Source organism: Porphyromonas pasteri (assembly GCF_014647755.1).
In the GTDB taxonomy this organism is placed as follows: Bacteria; Bacteroidota; Bacteroidia; order Bacteroidales; family Porphyromonadaceae; genus Porphyromonas; species Porphyromonas pasteri.
Map to the genome: position 1 here is coordinate 223,980 of NZ_BMPU01000002.1, position 22,097 is coordinate 246,076.

The following is a 22,097-nucleotide window of genomic DNA, read 5'->3' on the forward strand; positions in this document are numbered from 1 at the left end:
GCCATCATATAATGAACGGCGGCAGCCCCCATCGGAGACTGCCGCCGCTCGCTTATGGAGTGGGGTCGATCGGACTAATAGAACATACCGCCCGTCTTCTCGTTGGCGCGGGGAGCTACAGCGTTGTCCGTGAAGTCAGGGCCGATATTCGCCCAGGGCTTGCCGAGGATCTTCTCGAGGCGATAAGCCGCAGCCTTCGCCAGAGGCACTTCCTTACCCTCTGGGTCTTCATCTTCTACAACCCCAGCGGTGAAGTCCTCAATGGGGCGCAGCGGATGCTTGATATCATTCGTCGAGGCGTACTGCTTGATCGAGTAGGGGCCGTAGATGTAAAGGGGGATGCTGAGGTGGAGGAGACGATTACCAGCCTTCACCGTCGCATTAGGGGCGTAGACGGGGGAGGCGTTTCCGCCCTCGAGCTTACCCTTCGTGGTAGCGTAGAGGTCGAAGTTCAGCGTCATCTGTGAGCCGAGCTTTGGGAAGATAGCGTAGCCCTTGAGGTTGACGGGGTCCTTTTCGTCACGGAACTTCGTCTGACCGTGGTGAGCCGACTTCGTGAAGTCCTCCGTGTCGAGGTTCGTGTACTCGAAGACATCGGAGAAGTCCGACTTGGTCGTGATGGCCGACTGGCTGTCGTAGTCCTTGACGTCGGAGGGGTAGATGAAGAGCTGGTAGGCGCCCTTAGCGGAGAGCTGCTTGTCGAGGAGCTCGCCCTTCGAGTTGTAGCACTCGAAGAGGATGCCGTACTGAGGGTAGTCGCTACCCGAGATATCGCCCGTGAAGGGGTTCTCACGGCGTGTGTCGCTCCAGCGCAGGGCGAGGAGCTTATCGAGCGTATAAGTCACGGTCTGTGTGCCGATCTTCGCCGTGCTCTCGCTGAGCTTCCACTGGCCTCCCTGCTTGGTGTAGGTGACGACCTGCTCATCCTGCAGGTTGCGGTTCTCGAGGTCAGCCTCGGAGGGGAGATAGTGGAAGCTCTTCTTGCCGTGAAGGTGGCCGATCTGTAGGCGGATGACGACCTTGGCGATGTCGAGGTCAGAGCTGGGGGTGACAGGGGAAGGTGTGGGCGTGGGTGCCGGAGGTACGACGGGTTCGTTATTGGACTTACCGGAGCAGGCCGTAGCGACGAGGCTGAGGGCTGCGATACCAGCGAAGGCAAAAGCCTTGAGACGGTTCGTTGTCATAAGTGTCTGAGGGATTAATTAGTTAGAAGAAGCTTCTTCGCGACCCGTGAGGTCGGTGGTGCCGGCGTCGACGACGAAGGTGACGTTCAGCGAGATATCCGACTCTTGGTCAATGGGATAATAGAGGTTGTTGTAGAAGGGCATCGCCTGACCGTTGTAGATCTTCGGCTGGTGCGCATGCATGAGCATGATCGTCAAGAGGAACTTCCAGTCGGCACGCGTGAAGCGGATGAGGCCCTTGAAGCCCATGGGATTGCTTGTGCCCGTGAACTTGCTCTCGGGCGCATTGTAGGGCTGATTCCACGGCGTGACGTCGACGTAGCGATAGTCATAGCCGAGCTCTTCGGGCTCCTTGACGGCGTAGGTGCGCCACTTGCCACGGATGAACTCACGGGTGAAGCGCTCGAAGAAGTGCTGGTGGATGCGGTCTTGGCCGTTCTCGATGAACTGTCCGTTCATCAGCTCACGGCGCGCATCGAGGTAGTCGATCTCGAGGAGGTAGACGACATCCGACTCAGTATCGGTGCTCTTGACGGAGAACTGCGATACGCCCTGCTCTTCGCTGGCAAGGAAGCCCTTACTGGTGAGTGAGAGAGTCATCTTCTCCTCACGGCCCGTGAGGGTGATATCGGCGAGTGTGGGCTCAGCATCCCAGCGGGTGGGGTCGTTGAGCTTGGCTTCCTTGAGCGTGAAGATCACGTAGGAGGGATTATCGTGGCGCTTATTCAGTAGCTCGTTGGTCGGCTCCTTGGGGTCGCAAGACGTGAGGAGTGGGACGAGCGCAAAGAGCAGCAGGAGGAGCGAGCCTCTGCATAGCTGTCGTAGAGTCATAGGATGAGAGAGATAAGCGAGGTGATCAGAACTTCCACAGGAGTGAGGCGCGGATATCGCGACCCGCTTCGTGGGCGTAGTAGCGAGCGCGGTTCGTGTACTCCTTGTATTCGGCATTGAGGAGGTTGTCGCTCGTGAGGAGGAGGCGCAGGGACTGGCCATTCTTCAGCGTCTTCGAGAGCTCGACTTCGGCACCCCATACCCCGTAGGCGGGCGGTGCGTCAGCGATGTCGATAGCGGAGTCGAAGCGCGTCTGGCGAGCGACGAAGAGGTGATTGAGCGTGACCTTACCCGAGAAGCCCCCGCCGAGCTTAGGGCTCCAGCTGAGGTGCTGACCGAGGTGGAAGGAGGGGATATAGGGGAAGAGTTGGCCCGTGCCACGCTCGTTAGCCCATACCATAAAGCTCTTCACCCCGTACTCGATATCCTGCGGGAAGCGGTATGATGCGTCGATGTCAAAGCCACGGAAGAAGGCATCACGCTGCTGATAGGTGAAGAAGGGATATTCGCCCGAGAGCGTCGTGTGCATCGTGTGTGTCGGCGCATCGAAGATATAGCCGTCAATCCACTGCAGATAGCCATCGGCACGCACATGTAGGCGCTCACCCGAGTGCTCTACGGAGGTGATCCACTTGTAGCCGCGCTCACTCTTGAGGTTGCGGTTCCCACGGATGTAGATCGCCGAGCCGTGCTGATTCCCTTCGCTGTAGAGCTCGTGGACGTGGGGCGCGCGGAAGGCTGCCCCGAGGTTCGTCGTCACGTGCCATAGGGGCGAGAGGTGGTAGTGCCCGCCGATGCTGTAGGTGAGGTTCGTGAAGCGCTTCGTGTCCTTGAAGAGCTGCTGATAGATGTCGTAGCCAGCTACCTTGAGCGTCATCTGGTCGAGACGCAGGCCGACCTCAGCACCCCAGCGCTCGGCTTGGTACTTCTGCAGGAGGTGTGCTGCACCCGTGACCTCGGTGTAGTTCGGGATGATGGGCACGACACCCGTACCAGGGCGGTTGTAGTTCTCCGTGCCGACGAAGTGCAGGCCCAGCTCCGTATCCCAGCGGTGGTAGTGCTTGCGCCAAGCAGCATCCGCCTGGAAGCTCTTCAGGTCGAGCGCCAGCGTGGGGAAGGAGGAGCGGTCATTGCGGCGGATGTTGTACTCATCTCGGCGGTCGGTCTGTAGCGAGGTCTGCAGGGTGAAGGTGCCGAGATGCTCATCATCATAGCGCCCCTTGATGCTCCACAGGCGGTGTAGGACGTCGTGGTGGGGATAGTCGATATGGCGGGAGAAGGGGCGGAAGGTCAGCGGACGACCACGCTCGATGAGCGCCTCGATCTCGTTGGCATTCTTGAGGTGACCCGAGGGAAGAAGCCCCGTCTTATTCTGATACTGGCTGAAGTAGCTCTCGAGAGAGAGGTGCTCACCACGCCAACCGAGGGCGAGTGAGTAGTCCAGCTCCTTGACGCCCGTATTGGTGAGGAGATACTTCGCCGTCGAGCGGTCACCTGCATTGGTGTAGGAGAACTGCGCACGCCAAGCAAGCGAAGGCAGGAAGGGCAGAGCGCCTTCGAGCTTCGCGACCTCGGTAAAGCGACGGCCGTTGGTGGCGAAGCTCGTCGCCAGCGTCCCCTGCAGGGCGCGTCCACGATAGGGGAGTGCGCTCTGCCCGAGGATGATGACGCCCGCGAGGGCTTCGGAGCCGTGTGCTACCGCTTCGGCGCCCTTGACGACGTGGACCTGGTCGTTGGCATCGACGCTGACCTCGGGGGCGTGGTCGTCGCCCCACTGCTGGCCCGACTGGCGGACGCCATTATTGACGATGAGCACACGCGTGCCGTACATGCCGTGGATGACGGGCTTCGCTGTCGTCGTGCCCGTCTGCAGGCTCGTGACACCGCTGACCTCGGTGAGGAGGGAGGCGAGGTTGCGCCCGAGGTTACGCTCGATGCGCTCGGTGGAGACCTTTGAGGAAACGACGTTGGCAGAGACAGGACGGCGGTTGCCGACGACCTTCACCGAAGAGAGGTCGCGCTCCTCAGGGCGCAGACGCAGGGTGAAGGGGCTGGGGGTGCTGCGGAGCTTGTCCAGAGGGATGAAGCCTTCGTGATAGCCGACGAGATGGACGTGCAGACCGTCCTCCTCGCTCCCCGTGAGGGCGAGGGTCAGCTGGCCCTTGAGGTCGGTCTGCATGGAGTGACGGCCGATGTGGCCGACGGCGCCTGGGAGAGGCTCTCCAGTTCGATCGTCGAGGACCTGGATGATGAGGCTACGGCTCTGGGCATGCACAGGGCATGCACCCAGGGCAAGGGCGAGGAGCATCCCCAGAGATAGGAGGACGCCGCGCCATCTTGCCAGTGATAGATAGCACATAGGCAGGAAAAGGATGATATGGATGAAGGGTCGGGAAGAGGCTATGGCATAGCGGTCCTCTTCGCGTATATAGCCAGCGGTAGCCACGAGCTACACGGCTATGCGTAGCACTCCCATACAGACAGGGAGCACGCTATAAGTGATACATAGGGGGTAGAGGCAGGGCAAAGATTACCCTACAAGTGGCCTCTGGTGAGTGATTTAGGCGAAGGTGGGAGGTGCCCGTAGCTGTACCGCATCCCTGCGGATCGAGTGGGCAAGACGCACCAGGCGCACCCCGAGGAGGCACACGCCGAGAGCCACTGCTGCGAGCAGCGTGCCGATGGCGAGAGCTAAGAACGGGGTATGGACGAAGTGACAGATCGAGCAGTCGGTCTTCGTCACGTGGGAGGTGTAGCCCTCTGTAGACACGACGTCCTGCACGGCGTCAGCGCGGTGGCTGAAGTCGTGGAGGCTGACCATCGCCAGGAGACTCAGGAAGAGCCCGAGGAAGAGGGTCGCCAGCCGGCGGGTATATCGCTCGTTGGTCTGCATAATCTTGTGCGAGGTGCTACTGCCTGCAAATATAACGAATTCAGACCGAAGGCTTATATCAAGGGAAGCGTGTCCGCCTGAGAAAAAGTGGTATTTGCGTGGAGAAAAAAGCAGCTTCCCATAGTGATCTTCCTCTGTCTACGCACGTGGTCTTAAAGACTACGCACGCAAATCCTAAGGACTGCGCACGTAGATATTAGAGCCACGCACGTAGATTAAGCTTATCTACCATAGGTTCGCAGCTTTTCTTCGTACGGATAGGAGGGCATTCCACTATTGTTTCTTGCTTTTTCCTGCGAAGAGGCGAGGCTCAAGGTCGCACTGCTATGCGCTGCGTAGCGTACGGCACGGTGCAAGCGTCTTGTAATGGATGGGGGCGGTATCCCTGCTCTTCGGTCCTTTGCTCGCCCATTCCTTCGTGCGCTCGATATATATAATGTCGTACACGCTGACAGCGGCAGGTGGGGGCGGTGTGTCATATTGGCAGGAGGTGAGTAGAATGGGGCTTCACTGGGCTTTGGCACGCTCCTTGCTCGGTAGAAGACGAGGGTGGGGGGGCTTATGCCCCAGCCCCAAGCGAAACGAAGAATATAAAACAACACATATAACTACTTAGATCATGAGCATTAAGCCCCTGGCAGACCGCGTACTCATTCGCCCCGCTGCCCAAGAAGAGAAGACCGTGAGCGGTATCATCATCCCCGATTCAGCTAAGGAAAAGCCCCTGCGTGGCGAAGTCATCGCCGTAGGTGGTGGCACGAAGGACGAAGAGATGGTCCTCAAGGCTGGCGACGTCGTCCTCTATGGCAAGTACGCTGGCACCGAGATCGAGCACGAAGGTGAGAAGTACCTCATCATGCGTCAGTCCGACGTCCTCGCTACGATCTAATCCCTTCTCGCTAAGTAAGAATACAGATATCAGATACAATCATGGCAAAAGAAATTAAGTTCGATATAGAGGCACGTGAGAGCCTCAAGCGCGGCGTCGACGCTCTGGCTAACGCTGTCAAGGTAACCCTCGGCCCTAAGGGTCGCAACGTCATCCTCGGTAAGACCTATGGCGCACCCCACATCACCAAGGACGGTGTCTCCGTAGCTAAGGAGATTGAGCTCGAAGATCCATTCGAGAACATGGGTGCTCAGCTCGTCAAGGAAGTTGCTTCGAAGACCAATGACGATGCTGGTGACGGTACGACCACGGCTACGATCCTTGCCCAGAGCATCATCGGTGTCGGGCTGAAGAACGTCACCGCAGGTGCCAACCCTATGGACCTCAAGCGCGGTATCGACAAGGCTGTCGCTAAGATCGTCGCTGAGATCCGCTCTATGGCGCAGGAGATCGGTGACAACTTCGAGAAGATCGAGCACGTAGCTAAGATCTCCGCTAACGGTGACGAGCAGATCGGTCAGCTCATCGCCGAGGCTATGCGCAAGGTGAACAAGGAAGGTGTCATCACCGTCGAAGAAGCCAAGGGTATCGAGACGACTGTCGAGGTCGTCGAAGGGATGCAGTTCGACCGCGGCTATATCTCTCCCTACTTCGTCACCAACTCTGAGAAGATGGAGGCCCAGCTGGAGAACCCTTATATCCTCATCTACGACAAGAAGATCTCTACGCTGAAGGAGATCCTTCCTATCCTCGAGCAGACCGTACAGACGGGTCGTCCTCTGCTCATCATCGCTGAGGACATCGACAGCGAAGCCCTCGCTACCCTCGTCGTCAACCGCCTGCGTGGTGGCCTGAAGGTATGTGCCGTCAAGGCTCCTGGCTTCGGTGACCGCCGTAAGGCTATGCTGCAGGATATCGCTATCCTCACCGATGGCGTCGTCATCAGCGAAGAGACCGGCCTCAGCATCGACGCTGTTAGCCTCGATATGCTTGGTAAGGCTGAGAAGATCAGCGTGAACAAGGACAACACCACCATTGTCAATGGTGCTGGTGACAAGGAAGCGATCCGCGAGCGTGCCGCTCAGATCAAGGCGCAGATCGCTAACACGACCTCCGACTACGACCGCGAAAAGCTCCAGGAACGTCTGGCTAAGCTCTCCGGTGGTGTCGCCGTCCTCTACGTCGGTGCACCCAGCGAAGTCGAGATGAAGGAGAAGAAGGACCGTGTCGACGACGCCCTCAGCGCTACGCGTGCTGCCGTCGAAGAAGGTACCGTCCCTGGTGGTGGTACGGCGCTCCTGCGTGCTGTCCGTGCTCTTGACGGCCTTGTCGGGGAGAACGACGACGAAACGACGGGTATCGAGATCATCCGCCGTGCTGTCGAAGAGCCCCTGCGTCAGATCGTCGCTAACGCTGGTAAGGAAGGTGCTGTCATCGTACAGCGCGTCAAGGATGGCGAAGGTGACTTCGGCTACAACGCTCGCCTTGACCAGTTCGAGAACCTCTACGCTTCGGGCGTCATCGACCCAGCAAAGGTCACGCGTGTAGCACTGGAGAACGCCGCTTCGATCGCAGGTATGTTCCTCACGACCGAGTGCGTCATCGCCGACAAGAAGGAGGATGCTCCCGCTATGCCCGCCATGAACCCCGGTATGGGTGGCATGGGTGGCATGATGTAAGCCGTTCCCGCGACACTCCAAGTACATATAGCTACGCCCCGCTTTCGTCCAACGAAGGCGGGGCGTAGTGCGTTTATCACCAAGGTCTAATACCCTGTATGCGTGCGCTCTCCAAGACCCAGCGCTAATTCTTTACCTTTGCAATACAGCATCCCCGCTTGATGCTACAACCTCAATACCAACTCACTTATCCCAGCGTATGAGTAAAACGACTACTACTTCTTTCTTCTCTTGGCGTGGAGCTTTCCAAATAGCCCTTGCCGTTGCAGCCTTCTTGATGGTAGATCCGTATATACGGAAGCTCTTGTCCTTCGTGCAGGAGCATTGTATCGCAGAGCTATCTCCGCACTGGTTTGGAGCTTTCGTCTGTCTGTTAGTGGTCTGTTGCTGCTACATATTGCCTAGGCGATATAAGAGAACGTACATACCCGTACAGCTCCGTTGGGGATTACTCCTTTTGGCGGCAGCTTACCTATACTATAGGCTAAGCCCCGAGTTTTACTTCTGGAGAATACCATTAGGAGATTGGATGGTATTCCGTGCAACTTGGACGGACCTCCTATTCTTACCATGGCTATACGTAATGGGATGGCGTGGTGTTTTACGCTATCTAAGCTCAAACAGACGGTGTATGAGGATGCTTCGTGTATTTTGGATGCGAAGGATATGGTCAAAGCCAATACGACTATATAAGAAGACCGTGGAAGTTGAGCTATGTAACTTGATATTAAAGCAAGCAAGGAGATGTGCCAGGAAACTTCGGGTGTTATGGACTAGAAGGATATGGTCAAAGCTAAAACGACTGTGCGAGCAGAAAGCGGAGGTCGGACATCAAGAAAAACAGGCGACTTCAGGTCCCATTGAGCATGCTGAGGATGATAAGTTGGGCTTTAACTCCAAGGTTTGCGAACTGGCGAAGGAGCTAAGGGGACTAGACTTAAAGGAGCGATCTACTTGCTATGGTATCATTGCTCCTTGGGGCTATGGGAAGACTTCATTTCTTAACCTCTTGTCAAACGAGTTATCTGCAGATGGGGTCGTGGTTACTTTCAATCCTCGCTCAGCCAAGTCTGTAGAGCATATTCAGGAGGATTTCTTTGCGAAGCTTGCTCAAGAGCTCTCACGATATTATTGGGGAGCGAGCCTTATAGTGACTCGATATGCAGAGCAGATAGGGCTACTGAATAATTTCTCAAAGGCACGCCTACTTGCAGATGTCTTACGCTTACTCTGTGTCAAGGGAGATAAGGCTACTGTTAGCACTGCGATTGAGAAGATTGGTAAGAGACTATATATCATCTTGGATGATTTGGATCGTCTTGAGGGTGAGGAGCTATTGGAGACGATTAAGCTGATTGATGTCAATGCTGACTTCAAGAATACGGTCTTCCTCGTCGCATGTGATAAGAAGTATGCAAATGATGTATTTCAGAAGTATCTAGGAGTTAACCCTAGCCAGGGGTACTTAGATAAGTATATTACTCGAGAGGTTCATCTATCTAGCTATGTTGAAGAAAAGCTTGCAGAGGTTATGGTGAAGTCCCTTGAGGAGAAGCTGGGGGATGGAGAATTGATCACAAAGCAAGTCGTTTTGCAGGGCTGGCATGAAATAGCCCCATATATTGTCTCTCACTTAGGTTCCATGAGGCATCTCAAGCGCTATCAAGAGATATTTATTTCGGACTTCTCCCTCGAAATATCGCAGAGATATAAAGTACAGGATTATGTAGATCCGATAGACTTCTTCTTGCTCACACTTCTGAAGTATAAGGATCCAGGAGTGTATGATGCTGTGAAGTATAGAATATGCTTTGATGACAATGGTCCCTTCTATTCCTTGGATCCAGAGAATCGCTGGGCTCGCAAGAATCCTTTTTCCAAGCGGAATATTGCTAGTGGCTCTTCTGACGATACTTCGCAAGAAGACTCTGGCTCCATGCTGTCAGATCACATAAGTCCAGTTGTTCAAGCGGCTCAGTGGGCCGCTTCTACAGAGGTCGTTTCTGCGCTGTTTGAGGGGCGAGACAATGTTGTAAGCGGACAATCTTCCAAAGGGCTACCAGGTATAGGAGTCAATTCTTTGATTCAGGATAGAAGAGGTTTTACTTCTTATTTCCCAGACCTAGAAGATGAGGATAGAGAATCGTGGTGTCAAGATGTATTAGCATTAGTGCAGTGTAAGGATGACGAATCGGGGTGCGAGGTGCTTGATAGGCGCTATCGTATGGGTGATAGAAAAGCCATGATTCGTTTGCTTGATAAGATGATAGAATCACGCCCCCTTCCTAATGAAGACCGCATAAGAACATGGAAGTTTATCGCGTATATGGCTGATAAGTGCGGTGCCGAAGAGCTTGAGAATAGTCTGAGGTTTTGTTTGCGGAGAGGTACTTATACTTGCTACGAGGATTGGGGCATTGTAGCGAGAGGTAAGTGTAATGACTTTAAGATGAGGTTGTTTGACTGGGTTATAGCTGAGTATCCAGCTCTTGCATACAGGTGCTTCTGCATCATGAGAGGCTTGCGGCGACAAGATATTGCTACATATATATATACAAAGGCAGAGGTAGAAGACCATCTGAAGGACGTATTTAACTCGTGTTTCAAGCGGTATGAGCATCTGTTGCAGTGTGAGGACTATACCTATGGTGGGGGCTGGGGTGATGAATTTATCCTCAACCAGGTGATGAACTTGCAGAGTGTTGTATATGGTTTGTTTTGCCAAGATATAGGCACACGAGAAGTCATTACAGAGACACTTGTACCCTGGATTAAAGCATATCCGGAGCACAGTATTTGGCTATTTCTAACAAAGTATGATGAGCCTTCTTCTGCGATCTTTAGAGAAAAGATGCTGAATGGACTCGATGATGCTGGGCTATCTGTTGAAGCCTGGATTGAACTGATGACTACTTCGGAAATGCAGGAGGTCTTAAACTTAATAGTGAAAGAGCCCGATATTAGAACTCTACTTAAGTGGTTGCCGAGGTCTATTCCTGGGCTTTGGAATCTGCTAAAATCATCCAAAGCTACCGACAAGTGTAACAACTAATTATTAAGCCCTTCATATATAACAGCCCCCAGCTCTACCCGATGGTAGTGCTGGGGGCTGTTGTATGTGAGGGAGTATGGGCTTGTGCTTCTTACATCTTCACTATGCCGCTGAAGCCCATGAAGGCCATGGCGAGGATGCCGGCGGAGATGAGGGCGATGGGAATGCCCTTCATTGAGGCGGGGAGCTCAGTGCGAGAGAGTTGCTCACGGATGCCAGCGAAGACCACGAGGGCGAGCGTGAAGCCGATAGCGATGGAGATCGCGTAGACGACACTCTCCAGCAGCGTGTATTCCTTCTGGATGACGAGGATAGCGACCCCGAGGACGCAGCAGTTCGTCGTGATGAGCGGGAGGAAGACGCCGAGGGCTTGGTAGAGTGCAGGGGATACCTTCTTCAGGATGATCTCGACCATCTGCACGAGAGCGGCGATGACGAGGATGAAGGAGATGGTCTGCATATAGACCATGTCGAAGGGCTCGAGGACGAACTTCTGCAGGAGGAAGGTGCACATCGTCGAGAGCGCGAGGACGAAGGTCACCGCAGCGCCCATGCCGATAGCCGTGTCTACCTTCTTCGAGACGCCGAGGAAGGGACAGATACCGAGGAACTGCGAGAGGACGACATTGTTGACGAATACCGCCGCAACGAAGAGGAGGAGATAGTGAGTCATGAGATTTACTTCTTTGCGCTCAGCTTATTCTTCAGAGCAATGAGATAACCCAAGACGAGGAACGCCCCAGGAGCGAGGACGAAGAGCAGGGCGCCGTACTGCTTGGGGAGGACTTGGAGGGTGAAGATAGAGCCGCTACCGAGGAACTCACGGACGAAGCCCAGCAGCGTCAGCGAGAGGGTGAAGCCGAGGCCAATGCCCACGCCGTCGAGTGCGCTGTGGAGCACGCCCTGCTTAGCAGCTACGGCTTCGGCACGCCCGAGGACGATACAGTTCACCACGATCAGCGGGATGAAGAGGCCGAGAGAAGCGTAGAGCGAGGGGACGAAGGCCTGCATGAGCATCTGCACGATGGTCACGAAGCCAGCGATGACGACGATGAAGCTCGGGATACGCACGGCGTCGGGGACGAGGTGCTTGATGAGCGAGATAGCGGTATTGGAGCAGATGAGCACGAACATCGTGGCCAGACCCATCGCCAGCCCGTTGAGCGCGGAGGTCGTGGTCGCCAGCGTGGGGCACATCCCCAGGAGGAGTACGAAGGTCGGGTTCTCCGTTGCGATCCCGTTGCGAATGATATCGAGTGGTTTCATAGGAGGGACTATTCTTGAGAGTTCGTAGCTGGTGCTGTGGCGGTGCCTTCGAGGGAGGAGAAGGTACGCCAAGCGCGGTTCACAGCGTCGAGGAAGGCGCGGCTACTGATGGTGGCTGCGGTGATGGCGTCTACCTTCCCCCCGTCCTTCGAGACGGTGAGCGGTGCCGATGCCTTCATATCAAGGCCACGCATGTCACGTATGCCGCCCGTCTCGCTCTTCTCGTGGTACCACTCGGGGATACGCGAGCCAAGGCCTGGGCTCTCGGAGTGCTGGAGGACGGAGAAGTCTACGAGGCGCCCTTCGGCATCGAAGCCGACCATCACACGGATGAGGCCGCTAAAGCCCTTCTGCGTGTAGCTCTCGATAGCGAAGCCGACGAGTGCGCTACCCTTCTTCGCGGGGTAGACGGTGAGGCTGTCGGTCTCGCCTTCGGGCAAGACCATGAGCTTCTCAGCGAAGGGATTGTTGTCGAAGGCAGGTGCTACGGCACGTATTGCCTCGACCTTCGCCCGCATCTCTGCCTCGGCGATAGGCGCGGTCGTGACCTTGTTGACTACGGCGAGGATCCCAGAGACCAGGACGCAGATGCCCCCGAGCGAGAGGAGCATGTTGGGGAGTGTCGAACTGAGCTTCTTCATAGCATTAGCGCCCGCCGAAGTGCTTCGGACGGATATACATATTGATCAGAGGAGTGAAGCTATTCATGATGAGGATGGCGAAAGACATCCCCTCGGGATAGCTACCGAAGAGTCGGATGAGGATCGTCAGGAGCCCGATGAGTGCACCATAGAGGAGCTGACCGCGGGCGCTCATGGGGCTGGTCACGTAGTCCGTAGCCATGAAGATCGCCCCGAGCATCATACCACCTGTGAGGAGCTGGAAGAGCGGTGCGGGGTAGAGAGCGGGGTTGACGAGGTGCATGATCCCGCCGAAGACGAACGCTGTAGCGAGGATCGACACGGGGATATGCCAAGTGATGACGCGGCGGTAGAGCAGGAAGCCGAGACCAAGGAGCAGCGCCAGCGCACTGACTTCGCCGAGGCTACCTCCGTGGATGCCGAAGAGCAGGTCAGAGGTCGCAGGTATCTGATCCCAGCTCATGCCAGGCGTGCCAGCTTGTATGCCCTTGGCGATGCCCAGAGGCGTGGCGCTCGTGACGGCGTCGGTATAGCTGAAGTACTGCCCAGCCTTGGGCCACAGCGTCATCTGTGCGGGGTAGGCGATGAGGAGGAAGACACGGCCTACGAGCGCGGGATTAAAGATGTTCCCACCGAGCCCGCCGAAGCTCATCTTACCTACGCCGATAGCGACGATGGCACCGATGACGATGATCCACCAGGGGAGACTCGAGGGGAGGTTCATCCCGAGGAGAAGCCCCGTGAGGATAGCCGAGCCATCACCGATGGTGGAGGGCTGCTTGTAGAGGTACTTCGTGATGACCCATTCGGTGAGGACGCAGGCCAGCACGCTCACGGCGAGCACGATGAAGGCGCCGAGGCCGAAGGTCACCAGTGAGACGAGGCACGCTGGAGCAAGTGCGATGAGCACAGCGTACATGTTGCGCTCGACGCTGTCACCGCTGTGGATGTGGGGGGAAGGAGATATAATGAGGCGATCCATAGGGCAGGGTTAGCTTTTGCGTGCACGGATGAGGGCGGATACCTTCTGCTTGCCGGTGCGGATGTAGTCGAGTAGGGGGCGGTTGGCAGGGCAGGTGTAGCTGCACGAGCCGCACTCGATACAGTCGACGATGTAGCCCTTCTCGGTAGCATTCCAGTCGGCATACTGGACGTCGCGCATGAGGAAGGCGGGGTTCAGTCCCATGGGGCAGACGGTGACGCACTTGGCGCAGCGGATGCAGTTGCGCATGGGGCGGCGTGTCGACTCCTCACGAGGGAGGATGAGGATGCCCGACGTACCCTTGGTCACAGGGATGTCCGTGGAGAGAAGTGCCTTACCCATCATAGGGCCACCACCGATGATCTTACCCGTGTCCTCGGGCAGGCCGCCTGAGGCGGTGATGAGGTGGCCGATAGGCGTACCGATACGGGCGCGGTAGTTCGAGGGGGTCTCGAGGTGCTTGCCCGTGACGGTCGTGATACGCTCGACGAGGGGCTTATTCTTCTGTACAGCTTCGTAGACAGCGAAGACGGTACCTACATTCTGTACGACAGCGCCAGCGGAGATAGGTAGGGCACCGCTCTTGACCTGCTTGCGCAGGACTGCATCGATGAGCTGCTTCTCACCGCCCTGAGGGTACTGCACCTTGAGGGGCATTACCTCGGTGCCAGGGTAGTCCATGGCGATCTGCGAGAGGCGAAGGATGGCGTCCTTCTTATTGTTCTCCACACCGATGACGGCACGGCTCACGCCGAGGGCACGCTTGAGGATCTCGACGCCGACGAGGATCTCGTCGGACTTGCTCATCATCAGGGCGTGGTCGCTGGTGAGGTAAGGCTCACACTCGACGGCATTGATGATGAGGACCTCAGCCTTCGCCCCTGGGGGAGGGGAGAGCTTGACGTGCGTGGGGAAGGTCGCACCGCCGAGGCCTACGATACCTGCGGCACTGATGCGGTCGATGATCTCCTTGGGCTCGAGGGTGCACTCCTTGACGAGGGTCGTGGAGCGATCGATGCCCTCTTCCCACTGCTCCTCTTCGCCCTGTGTGACGGCGATGACGATGGCGGGGCGCTTGTAGCCACCCGCATCGAAGAAGCTATCGATCTTCGTGACCTTGCCAGTGACGGAGGAGTGGATGTTGGCCGATACGAAGCCAGACGTCTTGGCGATGATAGTGCCTACCTTGACGAGGTCGCCCTTCTGGACGATGGGGGTGGCAGGTGCGCCGATGTGCTGGCCGATGGGTATGATGACCTCACGAGGCAGTGGGAGCTCCTCGATGGGGCGCTTAGCTGAGAGCTTGTTTTCGGGTGGGTGAATCCCCCCGAGGCGGAATGTGCGAAGCATAAACGTGTATGGCTGAGGTCTACGATTGGGCGGGAGTGGGAGTCTCTGTAGGCGTAGGTGCTGCAGGCGCCGGAGTAGGTGTGGGGGCTTCGGCCTCCTTCTTTGGAGCCTCTTCCTTGGGCTTGGGAGGGGGGAAGCCGATCTCATGGATAGCGTTGGTCGGGCAGACGGAGACGCACTTACGACAGAGGCGGCACTTGGTGTGGTCGATGTAGGATAGGTTGTCGGCTATGGTGATGGCCTCGAACTTACACTCCTTGAAGCAGAGCGAGCAGCCGATACAGGCATTGCCGCAGGCCTTCTTGGCGACCCCACCTTTATCCTTGTTGACGCAGCTGACGAAGATACGGCGGCTCTTGGGACCCTTCTTACGCAGCTCGATGATGTACTTCGGGCAAGCCTTGACGCAGGCACCACAGGCTACGCACTTGTCCTCGAGGATGACCGGCAGGCGCGTCTCGGGGTCCATATACATAGCGTCGAAGTTACACGAGTGGACGCAGTCGGCCAGGCCCAGACAGCCCCAGCTACAGTCGGTGTCGCCCTTGTAGAGCGCGGCTGCGATGGTACAGCTGCTGGCACCGTCATAGATGTTCGTACGTGGGCGCGCGTCGCAGGTACCATTACAGCGCACGACAGCGACCAGCGGATCCTGCTTCTGGGCGGCGACACCGAGGATGCCTCCGACCTTCTCCATGACGGGCGTACCGCCGACGGGGCAGAAGAGCCCTTCGAGGGTCTCACTCTTACAGCAGGCGCCAGCGAAGGCGGCGCATCCAGGGAAGCCACAGCCCCCGCAGTTGGCCTGGGGGAGGACTTCAGCGACCTCCGCGATGCGGGGGTCTTCCTTGACCTCGAACTTGCGTGATACGACGTACAGCAAGCCGGCGCCGATCACACCGATGAGGGTCAGGACGATGATCGTGATATACATAGGGGTAGGGTGCTATTCGTGGTGTGGGGTGACGGGCTCCACCATGAGGACGAGGCGCCCCTCGAGGCGATGGCGCTGGGTGTAGAGCACGAGGTAGTAGAGGCTGAGTAGGCCGACGGCGACGAGCACAGCCACAGCCTCGCTGAGGGCGAGGAGCGTCTGTGCGATACTCAGCGTAAGGACGAGGAGGAGAAGGGGCAGGACGAAGGCCAGGAGGACTGCCAGGCGTCCTACGCTCCGGCGGGCCACGACGAGGACCTGCTCTCCGATAGAGAAGTGCTGTCCGTAGGTCTTCAGCTGGAGCAGATGCTCACGGCACTCCGAGCTCACGCACAGGTCGCGTGCGTGGCAGCCGCTGCAGGCGCTCTGCTGCTGGATCTGGACGGTCACGATGTCGGGGGATATAGCTGTGACGACCCCCGGGCGCTGCTCCGTCCCGTTAATAGTTCCGTTCATGTGGTGAAGTCTTGATGGGTGAGGGGTCGTAGTTATCGACCCAAATTCTTCGGTGGCTTCCCCCTGTCGCGTGCATCGGCATAAGGCGCAGGGAGTGTGGCTTCCGAGCCATTCTATTCACTGAAACAAATGTATGTAATCACGGACAAAAGTGCAAACGAGACTATACCCGTGCGCGTGTACGCTGTATGCTTAATATGCACGCTGTGAGCGGGGTAGAGGGTATGTGCATCGCAGGGTAAAGGTAAAAAGCATCGCTCCACGGCAGGGGATCCTACCGTGGAGCGATGCTTAAATATTTTAGGAAGGTCGGAGCTGTGCGCTGCGACTATTCTTCGATGAGGGCTACATCCGAGGCGACGAGCTGATCCTTCTCGCTGCGGCCGAGGCGTGCCTCGACGATATCCCCGACGAGGAGGTCGTTGAAGTTGATGCCGTTGAGGCTCTTATAGTGGAAGAAGGCGTTCTCCTTTACACCGACGTCGATGAAGCCAAAGCCTGCCTTGAGGGCATTGATCTGGCCACGGACGAGGCCGTCATGCAGCTCTTCGCCGAGGACGAGGGCGGGCTTGTGCTCGGGTAGATCGATATGACCGATGACCTTCACCTCGGGCGTCTCGAGCGAGTCGTGTACGCTCAGCGTGATCTCTGGCTCGGGGCCAGTAGCGAGCTGTACGGTCTCGGTGGTCGTGGCGGGAGCATCAGTCTCTGCCTTGACGAGGGCTGTGGGCTCCTCGGCGCTCTTCACCGTAGCAGGGTCAATGGGGCGTGTACGCGCCTGTGGGGCTTGGTAGGGGCGACCCTTGACCTCACGATTGCGCTCCTCGCTCTGACCCTTGTTGACAAAGAGACCATTGACGATGGGGTCGCTACGGAAGGCTCGGCTATCGATCAGCTCATTCATCATCACGGGGTAAGTCGCTTCCTCGAGGAGCTCGTATGACGTGTAGGTCGTCGTGTTGTCTCGGCGGCCGTCACCTTCGTGCTCGAGATCCCAGCCGAGGACCATCACACGGGTGCCGAGGGCGTGGAGCTTACGTACCAAGGGGATATAGTCTCCATCGGCGGCGATGAGTACGACGACGTCAAACTGATTCTGCAATGCACGCTCATAAGCCTCCAGAGCAAAGAGCACATCGACGCCCTTCTCCTTCTTCTTATTGCCCTTGCCCGTGCGGGAGAGGGGCAGATGGTGCATCATCACACCCTCCGAGTTCAGGACATCGTCAAAGAGGCGCTCATAGAAGAGCACATCGCCCGAAGCCTTCGCGGCCTCGGCTGCTGACAGACGTCCACGGAAGTAATGCGCATCTACGATCTTGCACAGCTCGGGAGAGGTCCCCTCGAGTTGGGCGATCTGATACTTCAGGAAGCGGTGTAGCCCCCCGACGCTCAGACGGCTTTTTCGTTCGTGGAACTGATAATAGAAGGTACTGACGTGCCAGAAATAGTTGCCGTCATAGAATATCCCGATGCGGGTGAGATGTGGATTTTTTTCTTTTGGTGCCATAATAATTTATATAATTTAAAAAATTAAGCGAGTTAATGTGCGAAGTTACCATTTTCCTCCGAAATAATAACATAGCTCTCAGCAATATGTTCGCTTTTTTAGTGACTTTATTCCGCGGATTTTGCGAATGTACTTCCTGTAATTATCATTGTGATCCTCCCGTTGGCCCATAGAGTGGGGATTTTTATCTCAGGAGGAGGGGATGTGTAACAGCGCTGTAAACTCTTGAATGATCGCTCTATATAAATTAGTGTCTTTGGCTTGAAGAAGGTTTAATCTTATGGTGCTCCCAGGTGCCATCCTATAGAAGAAGTTTTTTTGCTGCGTACGAGAAAACTTGCGTTTGTCTAAGGAAATAACAGGTGAAGGAGTATGGATTTTAATAAATCTACGTGCGTGGTCTTAAAATCCACGTACGAGGATTCTAAGATCTACGTGCCTGGAGCTAAAGACTACGTACGTGGACGAAGGTTTTGCTCTATGTGATCAGAGTTTTTCTCGTGCAGCTCTGGGCTTATTCTCGTATTGTCTTAGTGAATAGGTCGTGGTGGAATGGGGCTCCTCCCCGTAGTGCGAGGGGGCATATAGCTCGGGAGGATGCTGTTCCTTATTATAGTGGTGTATATCGGTGTCTCGTGGGAGATATACTTTCTCTGATAGGTACGAAGCTGGGGGAGTGGTGCGTTTTAGTGGAGCTTGTGGCGCGCGATTTTTGGAGAAAGTACTGCCGATATGACGAAGGTATACGCTTATTTGTGAAATAATCTTACCTTTGCTTGGACGCTATGTTCATATTTGTTCACAATTCGGACTTGCTATGATGGTCGATTTAAGCACTTCGTTTGCTGGGCTCACACTGCAGAGCCCTCTCATTCTCGGGAGCTCTGGGCTTACCCGCAACGTGGATCGTACGTGCGCCTTGGTAGAGGCTGGCGTGGGTGCTGTCATCCTCAAGTCGCTCTTCGAAGAGCAGATCTTGATGCAGACAGGTCACCTCGTCGCTAAGAATGACTACCCCGAGGCTAATGACTATATCTCCTCCTATGTGCGGAGCGAAGCTATCGAGGACTATATACGTATCGTGCGTGAGGCGAAGGCTAAGCTCACTGTGCCGGTCATCGCCAGTATCAACTGCACCGAGGCGGGTAGCTGGGTCGAGTTTGCAGAGCGTCTGCGTGATGCAGGGGCAGATGCCCTGGAGGTCAATGTGATGCGCCTCGAGACGGAGCTCTTCGCAGATCCGGCTAAGATTGAGGCTTACTACGTCTCTATCGTCACGGCACTCGCGGGTAAGGGGCTTCCAATCATCGTGAAGCTCTCGCGCTACCACACGAATCTGCCGATGCTCGTCGATAAGCTCCGTGCTGCAGGTGCTGCCGCTGTGACGCTCTTCAATCGCTCCTACCAGATCGACATTGATCTGAATCGCGAGCAGCTCATCGGCGGTGAGGTCTTCTCTCACGAGGGCGACTTCACCGAGACGCTCCGCTTCACGGGCGTGATCCGTGGCTGCGTCCCCAATGTAGGTATCTCTGCTTCGACGGGGGTCTACACTTGGGAGGAGCTGACGAAGGTGCTCTTGGCAGGTGCTGATACGGCACAGATGTGTACGGCAGTCTATAAGCAGGGTGCCACTGCTATCGCAGAGGCGCTGAAGGGTCTTCGCCACTGGATGCTCGAGCACGGCTATCAGAGCCTCTCGGAGCTGCGTGGTCGTCTGAGCTACGGAGCCGTAGCTGACCCAAGTCTTTTTGAGCGAATTCAGTTTATGAAGTATTTCAATGCCCGCGCCGCTCAGGACTAAGAGCAAAGGTGTCGGTCAGCGAAACAGAATTAAATTAATAAGTAGTATATAATTATGAAGAAGCAATCTCTCGCGGCAGCCTTCCTGGCTGGCGCACTCGTCCTCTCAAGCTGTGGTGCAAGCAACGCTGTCAAGGGTGCTGGTATCGGTGCCGCTGGTGGTGCTGCTATCGGTGCTGGTATCGGTCGCGTACTTGGTAATACTGCTGTCGGTGCTGTCATCGGTGGTGTCGTAGGTGGTACGGCTGGTACGCTCATCGGTAAGAAGATGGACAAGCAGAAGAAGGAACTGGAGCGCGACGTCAAGGACGCTAAGATCGAGTCCGTCAACGACGGTCAGGCTATCCGCGTCACCTTCGATAGCGGTATCCTCTTCGCTACGGGTTCGGCTACGCTGAGCTCTACGTCACAGGCTACTCTGCGTAAGTTCGCTGCTAACCTCTCTGAGCACAGCGATACGGACCTGATGATCATCGGTCACACCGACAACACGGGTACGGACCGCGTGAACAACCCCCTCTCTTACAACCGTGCTGCAAGCGTCCGCTCTTTCCTCGCTGGTCAGGGTGTCTCTTCTTCGCGTATGAAGGTCGAGGGTAAGGGTAGCTACGAGCCTGTCGCTGACAACTCTACCGCTGCTGGCCGTCGCGAAAACCGCCGTGTCGAAGTCTACATCCTCCCCAGCAAGGCGATGGTGAAGGCTGCTCACGACGGTACGCTAAAGTAGTCCTGACTGTCAGTCCGCTGTGCTGAGGGAACTTAGTACAGCGCACGCCGCCCCTCAGGGGAAAAGCAGGAGGCTACCTCAGAGAAATCGCTCTGAGGTAGCCTCCTGCCTTGTATTACTCTTATCTGTGGTGTGTTTCGTTGACTCGATGAGAATATGTATCATAGCAGTGCATTAGCGAGGTGAAGTCGTTGACTTTTTCCTTGTGCAATAGGCTCCTTTTATTTAATTTTGCGAGCATACCTGACGGGAAGATGCCCTGTCTTAGGTGTGTATGCTGAAGGTTCTACCCTCGCTCTGCATTATGTTGCGAGGGCAGATTAAAAGGGAAGCTGGTGTAAAACCAGCGCTATCCCCGTAGCCGTAAGGTCATCATGGTGCTACTATGAGCCACTGCCCTATACAGGGGTGGGAAGGCGTAGCGCTTTGGACTGAGCCGGAAGACCTGCCTCCAGCCTTTAAGCTTAATAAAGCGTGGGCGGCCAGCGATTGTCTGTGTCTTCGCCTACTCTACGGACTCTCGGGTAGAAGAGCTGGAGCTTGGTACATGATAATACCATTAGGGTAATGGGGCTTCTCGCGAAGTGACCTGATACAGCTTACCCTTCCTCTATGCCTATACTCGCAGATCAATGTAATTTGTCTTGCGGCAGCATTTGGCATAGTATGAAACTCAGTACATCCATTTTTATCGGGATACTTTCCCTATTCGTTAGCTTTACCTCCTGTGGACGAGGTCAGCAGCACACGCAGCAGGGTGATACGATCTTGGAGCGTGATTCCATAGATTTCAATTTCCCTGTCACTGTGGAGTATGCGCACGGATTCACCGTAGCCAATCACCCCGACTATAAGGAGCTCGTCATGTATAAGCCTGGTACGCGTGATACCGTCGCCGACTACATCCTTTATCTTCGCAGCCGTGAGCAGCCCAGAGTGGCGCATCCCCAAGCGGTATATATTCCTGTCCCAGCGCGTAATCTGGCGACGAGCTCTTCCCCCCATGTGGGGGCAGTCGCTGTCTTGGGCTTGCAGGAGGTACTTGTCGCCGTGTCTGATCCTGAGAAGGTCAATGACAGCCTGACGCGTCGCCGTATCCAAGAAGGTAAGGTGCAGCGTATAGGACGTGGAATGAGTAAGGATATAGAGCGTATCATCGGTTTGCATCCAGACGTTTTTCTACAAGACTTGTATAGTGGTACGGAGAAGGATACGGATCTGGTGGCATCAGGGATCAATATCGTCTACTTCAATAACTGGAAGGAACAGGATCTGCTCGGACGAGCAGAATGGCTTAAGGTCATAGGCTTGCTCTACGGACGCAACGCTGTGGCTGACTCCGCCTTCCGTCAAATGGCATCCAACTATCAGATAGCAGCCAAGCAGGCTAAGGGGACTTCTCGAATCGTACCTGTCATGTATGGGTTGGACTATAAGGGCGTCTGGTATGTACCAGGCGAATACTCATACATTGTCAAAGCCTTCTCTGATGCTGCCATTAGCTGTGACTTCATACCGGGACAAATAGATAGTCGTCCCAGCAGCTTCGAATATGTCTTTCGGCGCAATCAGCATAAGAAGATATGGCTTTGCTTGATGACGGGTAAGCTGGATAAGCTCTCGGACTTCCTTGCGCTCAATGAGCGCTATATTCATTTCGATGCTGTACGTGAGGGGGAAGTATGGGTAGACCGCAAGACGCTCAATTCAGAGGGTGGGAATGATTTCTGGGAGAGTGGACCCTACCATCCTGATTTAGTCCTCAAGGACTTCATCAAGATAGCTCACCCCGAGCTTCTCCCGGGCTATGAGACTCGCTACTGGATGCGCCTTAGGTAGCCACGTACAATGCACTTCATCGTTCTGGCCTTTAATCCGTCTCCATCCACGATACTTCGCA

Annotated in this window: 18 protein-coding genes and 1 riboswitch; of the genes, 6 read left to right on the top strand and 12 right to left on the bottom strand. The window is 55.8% G+C overall.

All coding sequences use genetic code 11. The annotated features are described in order from the left end of the window. Nucleotides 1–74: 74 nt before the first annotated feature. The 4 genes from IEX77_RS04420 to IEX77_RS04435 all read right to left on the bottom strand — a co-directional run bounded on the left by IEX77_RS04420 (nucleotide 75) and on the right by IEX77_RS04435 (nucleotide 4,908). Nucleotides 75–1,184, bottom strand: a complete 1,110-nt coding sequence (locus tag IEX77_RS04420) for a hypothetical protein (protein WP_188807900.1) — start codon at nucleotides 1,182–1,184, stop codon at nucleotides 75–77. Nucleotides 1,185–1,202: 18 nt separating this feature from the next. Continuing rightward, on the bottom strand, nucleotides 1,203–2,015 hold the full coding sequence (locus IEX77_RS04425) for a hypothetical protein (RefSeq protein WP_188807901.1): 813 nt from the start codon (nucleotides 2,013–2,015) through the stop codon (nucleotides 1,203–1,205). Nucleotides 2,016–2,040: 25 nt separating this feature from the next. Beyond that, nucleotides 2,041–4,374 (bottom strand): TonB-dependent receptor, encoded by a 2,334-nt coding sequence (locus tag IEX77_RS04430; RefSeq protein ID WP_229770794.1) that lies wholly within the window; start codon nucleotides 4,372–4,374, stop codon nucleotides 2,041–2,043. 201 nt (nucleotides 4,375–4,575) lie between these two features. Then, entirely contained in the window at nucleotides 4,576–4,908 is a 333-nt protein-coding gene (locus IEX77_RS04435) for a hypothetical protein (protein ID WP_044114934.1), read from the bottom strand. A gap of 619 nt (nucleotides 4,909–5,527) precedes the next feature. On the opposite strand from IEX77_RS04435, the gene IEX77_RS04440 reads away from it, so the two are divergent. The 3 genes from IEX77_RS04440 (at nucleotide 5,528) to IEX77_RS04450 (ending at nucleotide 10,528) form a co-directional block, all read left to right on the top strand. Next, on the top strand, nucleotides 5,528–5,797 hold the full coding sequence (locus IEX77_RS04440; protein ID WP_009432230.1) for a co-chaperone GroES: 270 nt from the start codon (nucleotides 5,528–5,530) through the stop codon (nucleotides 5,795–5,797). A 41-nt stretch (nucleotides 5,798–5,838) separates the two neighbouring features. After that, nucleotides 5,839–7,476: a chaperonin GroEL gene (groL, locus tag IEX77_RS04445; RefSeq protein ID WP_188807903.1), complete on the top strand. Its 1,638-nt coding sequence runs from the start codon at nucleotides 5,839–5,841 to the stop codon at nucleotides 7,474–7,476. 199 nt (nucleotides 7,477–7,675) lie between these two features. After that, the gene (locus IEX77_RS04450; protein ID WP_188807904.1) at nucleotides 7,676–10,528 is read left to right on the top strand and encodes a KAP family P-loop NTPase fold protein; all 2,853 of its coding nucleotides are present in this window, start codon (nucleotides 7,676–7,678) and stop codon (nucleotides 10,526–10,528) included. Nucleotides 10,529–10,619: 91 nt separating this feature from the next. Here IEX77_RS04450 and rsxA read toward each other — a convergent pair whose 3' ends face one another. The 8 genes from rsxA to IEX77_RS04490 all read right to left on the bottom strand — a co-directional run bounded on the left by rsxA (nucleotide 10,620) and on the right by IEX77_RS04490 (nucleotide 17,667). After that, entirely contained in the window at nucleotides 10,620–11,201 is a 582-nt protein-coding gene (gene rsxA, locus IEX77_RS04455; protein WP_188807905.1) for an electron transport complex subunit RsxA, read from the bottom strand. 5 nt (nucleotides 11,202–11,206) lie between these two features. Continuing rightward, on the bottom strand, nucleotides 11,207–11,794 hold the full coding sequence (locus tag IEX77_RS04460; RefSeq protein WP_009432252.1) for an RnfABCDGE type electron transport complex subunit E: 588 nt from the start codon (nucleotides 11,792–11,794) through the stop codon (nucleotides 11,207–11,209). Between the two features lie 8 nt (nucleotides 11,795–11,802). Beyond that, nucleotides 11,803–12,435, bottom strand: coding sequence for an RnfABCDGE type electron transport complex subunit G (locus IEX77_RS04465; RefSeq protein ID WP_188807906.1), 633 nt, complete (start codon nucleotides 12,433–12,435; stop codon nucleotides 11,803–11,805). Nucleotides 12,436–12,439: 4 nt separating this feature from the next. Continuing rightward, nucleotides 12,440–13,417 (bottom strand): RnfABCDGE type electron transport complex subunit D, encoded by a 978-nt coding sequence (locus IEX77_RS04470; RefSeq protein WP_044114925.1) that lies wholly within the window; start codon nucleotides 13,415–13,417, stop codon nucleotides 12,440–12,442. Between the two features lie 9 nt (nucleotides 13,418–13,426). Next, nucleotides 13,427–14,767, bottom strand: a complete 1,341-nt coding sequence (gene rsxC / locus IEX77_RS04475; protein ID WP_188807907.1) for an electron transport complex subunit RsxC — start codon at nucleotides 14,765–14,767, stop codon at nucleotides 13,427–13,429. A 19-nt stretch (nucleotides 14,768–14,786) separates the two neighbouring features. Further along, the gene (locus IEX77_RS04480; protein ID WP_060935685.1) at nucleotides 14,787–15,701 is read right to left on the bottom strand and encodes a Fe-S cluster domain-containing protein; all 915 of its coding nucleotides are present in this window, start codon (nucleotides 15,699–15,701) and stop codon (nucleotides 14,787–14,789) included. Nucleotides 15,702–15,713: 12 nt separating this feature from the next. Next, nucleotides 15,714–16,157, bottom strand: a complete 444-nt coding sequence (locus IEX77_RS04485; protein WP_188807908.1) for a SoxR reducing system RseC family protein — start codon at nucleotides 16,155–16,157, stop codon at nucleotides 15,714–15,716. Nucleotides 16,158–16,485: 328 nt separating this feature from the next. Continuing rightward, nucleotides 16,486–17,667 (bottom strand): NYN domain-containing protein, encoded by a 1,182-nt coding sequence (locus tag IEX77_RS04490; protein ID WP_188807909.1) that lies wholly within the window; start codon nucleotides 17,665–17,667, stop codon nucleotides 16,486–16,488. A gap of 817 nt (nucleotides 17,668–18,484) precedes the next feature. Between IEX77_RS04490 and IEX77_RS04495 the strand changes: the two genes are divergently transcribed. The 3 genes from IEX77_RS04495 (at nucleotide 18,485) to IEX77_RS04505 (ending at nucleotide 22,036) form a co-directional block, all read left to right on the top strand. Beyond that, the gene (locus IEX77_RS04495) at nucleotides 18,485–19,471 is read left to right on the top strand and encodes a dihydroorotate dehydrogenase-like protein (RefSeq protein WP_229770795.1); all 987 of its coding nucleotides are present in this window, start codon (nucleotides 18,485–18,487) and stop codon (nucleotides 19,469–19,471) included. A 54-nt stretch (nucleotides 19,472–19,525) separates the two neighbouring features. After that, nucleotides 19,526–20,197 carry a YiaD family glycine zipper/OmpA-like lipoprotein gene (locus IEX77_RS04500; RefSeq protein ID WP_188807910.1) on the top strand — a complete coding sequence of 224 codons (672 nt, stop codon included), beginning with the start codon at nucleotides 19,526–19,528 and terminating at the stop codon, nucleotides 20,195–20,197. 264 nt (nucleotides 20,198–20,461) lie between these two features. Then, nucleotides 20,462–20,664, top strand: a riboswitch (cobalamin riboswitch). 199 nt (nucleotides 20,665–20,863) lie between these two features. Further along, a complete protein-coding gene (locus IEX77_RS04505; RefSeq protein ID WP_188807911.1) occupies nucleotides 20,864–22,036 on the top strand; it encodes an ABC transporter substrate-binding protein in 1,173 nt (390 codons plus the stop codon). Nucleotides 22,037–22,097: the final 61 nt, after the last annotated feature.

Bases quoted from the DNA above. Each gene is read 5' to 3' on its own strand.
- IEX77_RS04420 (WP_188807900.1), bottom strand. From the start codon at position 1,184: ATGACAACGAACCGTCTCAAGGCTTTTGCCTTCGCTGGTATCGCAGCC.
- IEX77_RS04425 (WP_188807901.1), bottom strand. From the start codon at position 2,015: ATGACTCTACGACAGCTATGCAGAGGCTCGCTCCTCCTGCTGCTCTTT.
- IEX77_RS04430 (WP_229770794.1), bottom strand. From the start codon at position 4,374: ATGTGCTATCTATCACTGGCAAGATGGCGCGGCGTCCTCCTATCTCTG.
- IEX77_RS04435 (WP_044114934.1), bottom strand. From the start codon at position 4,908: ATGCAGACCAACGAGCGATATACCCGCCGGCTGGCGACCCTCTTCCTC.
- IEX77_RS04440 (WP_009432230.1), top strand. From the start codon at position 5,528: ATGAGCATTAAGCCCCTGGCAGACCGCGTACTCATTCGCCCCGCTGCC.
- groL (WP_188807903.1), top strand. From the start codon at position 5,839: ATGGCAAAAGAAATTAAGTTCGATATAGAGGCACGTGAGAGCCTCAAG.
- IEX77_RS04450 (WP_188807904.1), top strand. From the start codon at position 7,676: ATGAGTAAAACGACTACTACTTCTTTCTTCTCTTGGCGTGGAGCTTTC.
- rsxA (WP_188807905.1), bottom strand. From the start codon at position 11,201: ATGACTCACTATCTCCTCCTCTTCGTTGCGGCGGTATTCGTCAACAAT.
- IEX77_RS04460 (WP_009432252.1), bottom strand. From the start codon at position 11,794: ATGAAACCACTCGATATCATTCGCAACGGGATCGCAACGGAGAACCCG.
- IEX77_RS04465 (WP_188807906.1), bottom strand. From the start codon at position 12,435: ATGAAGAAGCTCAGTTCGACACTCCCCAACATGCTCCTCTCGCTCGGG.
- IEX77_RS04470 (WP_044114925.1), bottom strand. From the start codon at position 13,417: ATGGATCGCCTCATTATATCTCCTTCCCCCCACATCCACAGCGGTGAC.
- rsxC (WP_188807907.1), bottom strand. From the start codon at position 14,767: ATGCTTCGCACATTCCGCCTCGGGGGGATTCACCCACCCGAAAACAAG.
- IEX77_RS04480 (WP_060935685.1), bottom strand. From the start codon at position 15,701: ATGTATATCACGATCATCGTCCTGACCCTCATCGGTGTGATCGGCGCC.
- IEX77_RS04485 (WP_188807908.1), bottom strand. From the start codon at position 16,157: ATGAACGGAACTATTAACGGGACGGAGCAGCGCCCGGGGGTCGTCACA.
- IEX77_RS04490 (WP_188807909.1), bottom strand. From the start codon at position 17,667: ATGGCACCAAAAGAAAAAAATCCACATCTCACCCGCATCGGGATATTC.
- IEX77_RS04495 (WP_229770795.1), top strand. From the start codon at position 18,485: ATGATGGTCGATTTAAGCACTTCGTTTGCTGGGCTCACACTGCAGAGC.
- IEX77_RS04500 (WP_188807910.1), top strand. From the start codon at position 19,526: ATGAAGAAGCAATCTCTCGCGGCAGCCTTCCTGGCTGGCGCACTCGTC.
- IEX77_RS04505 (WP_188807911.1), top strand. From the start codon at position 20,864: ATGAAACTCAGTACATCCATTTTTATCGGGATACTTTCCCTATTCGTT.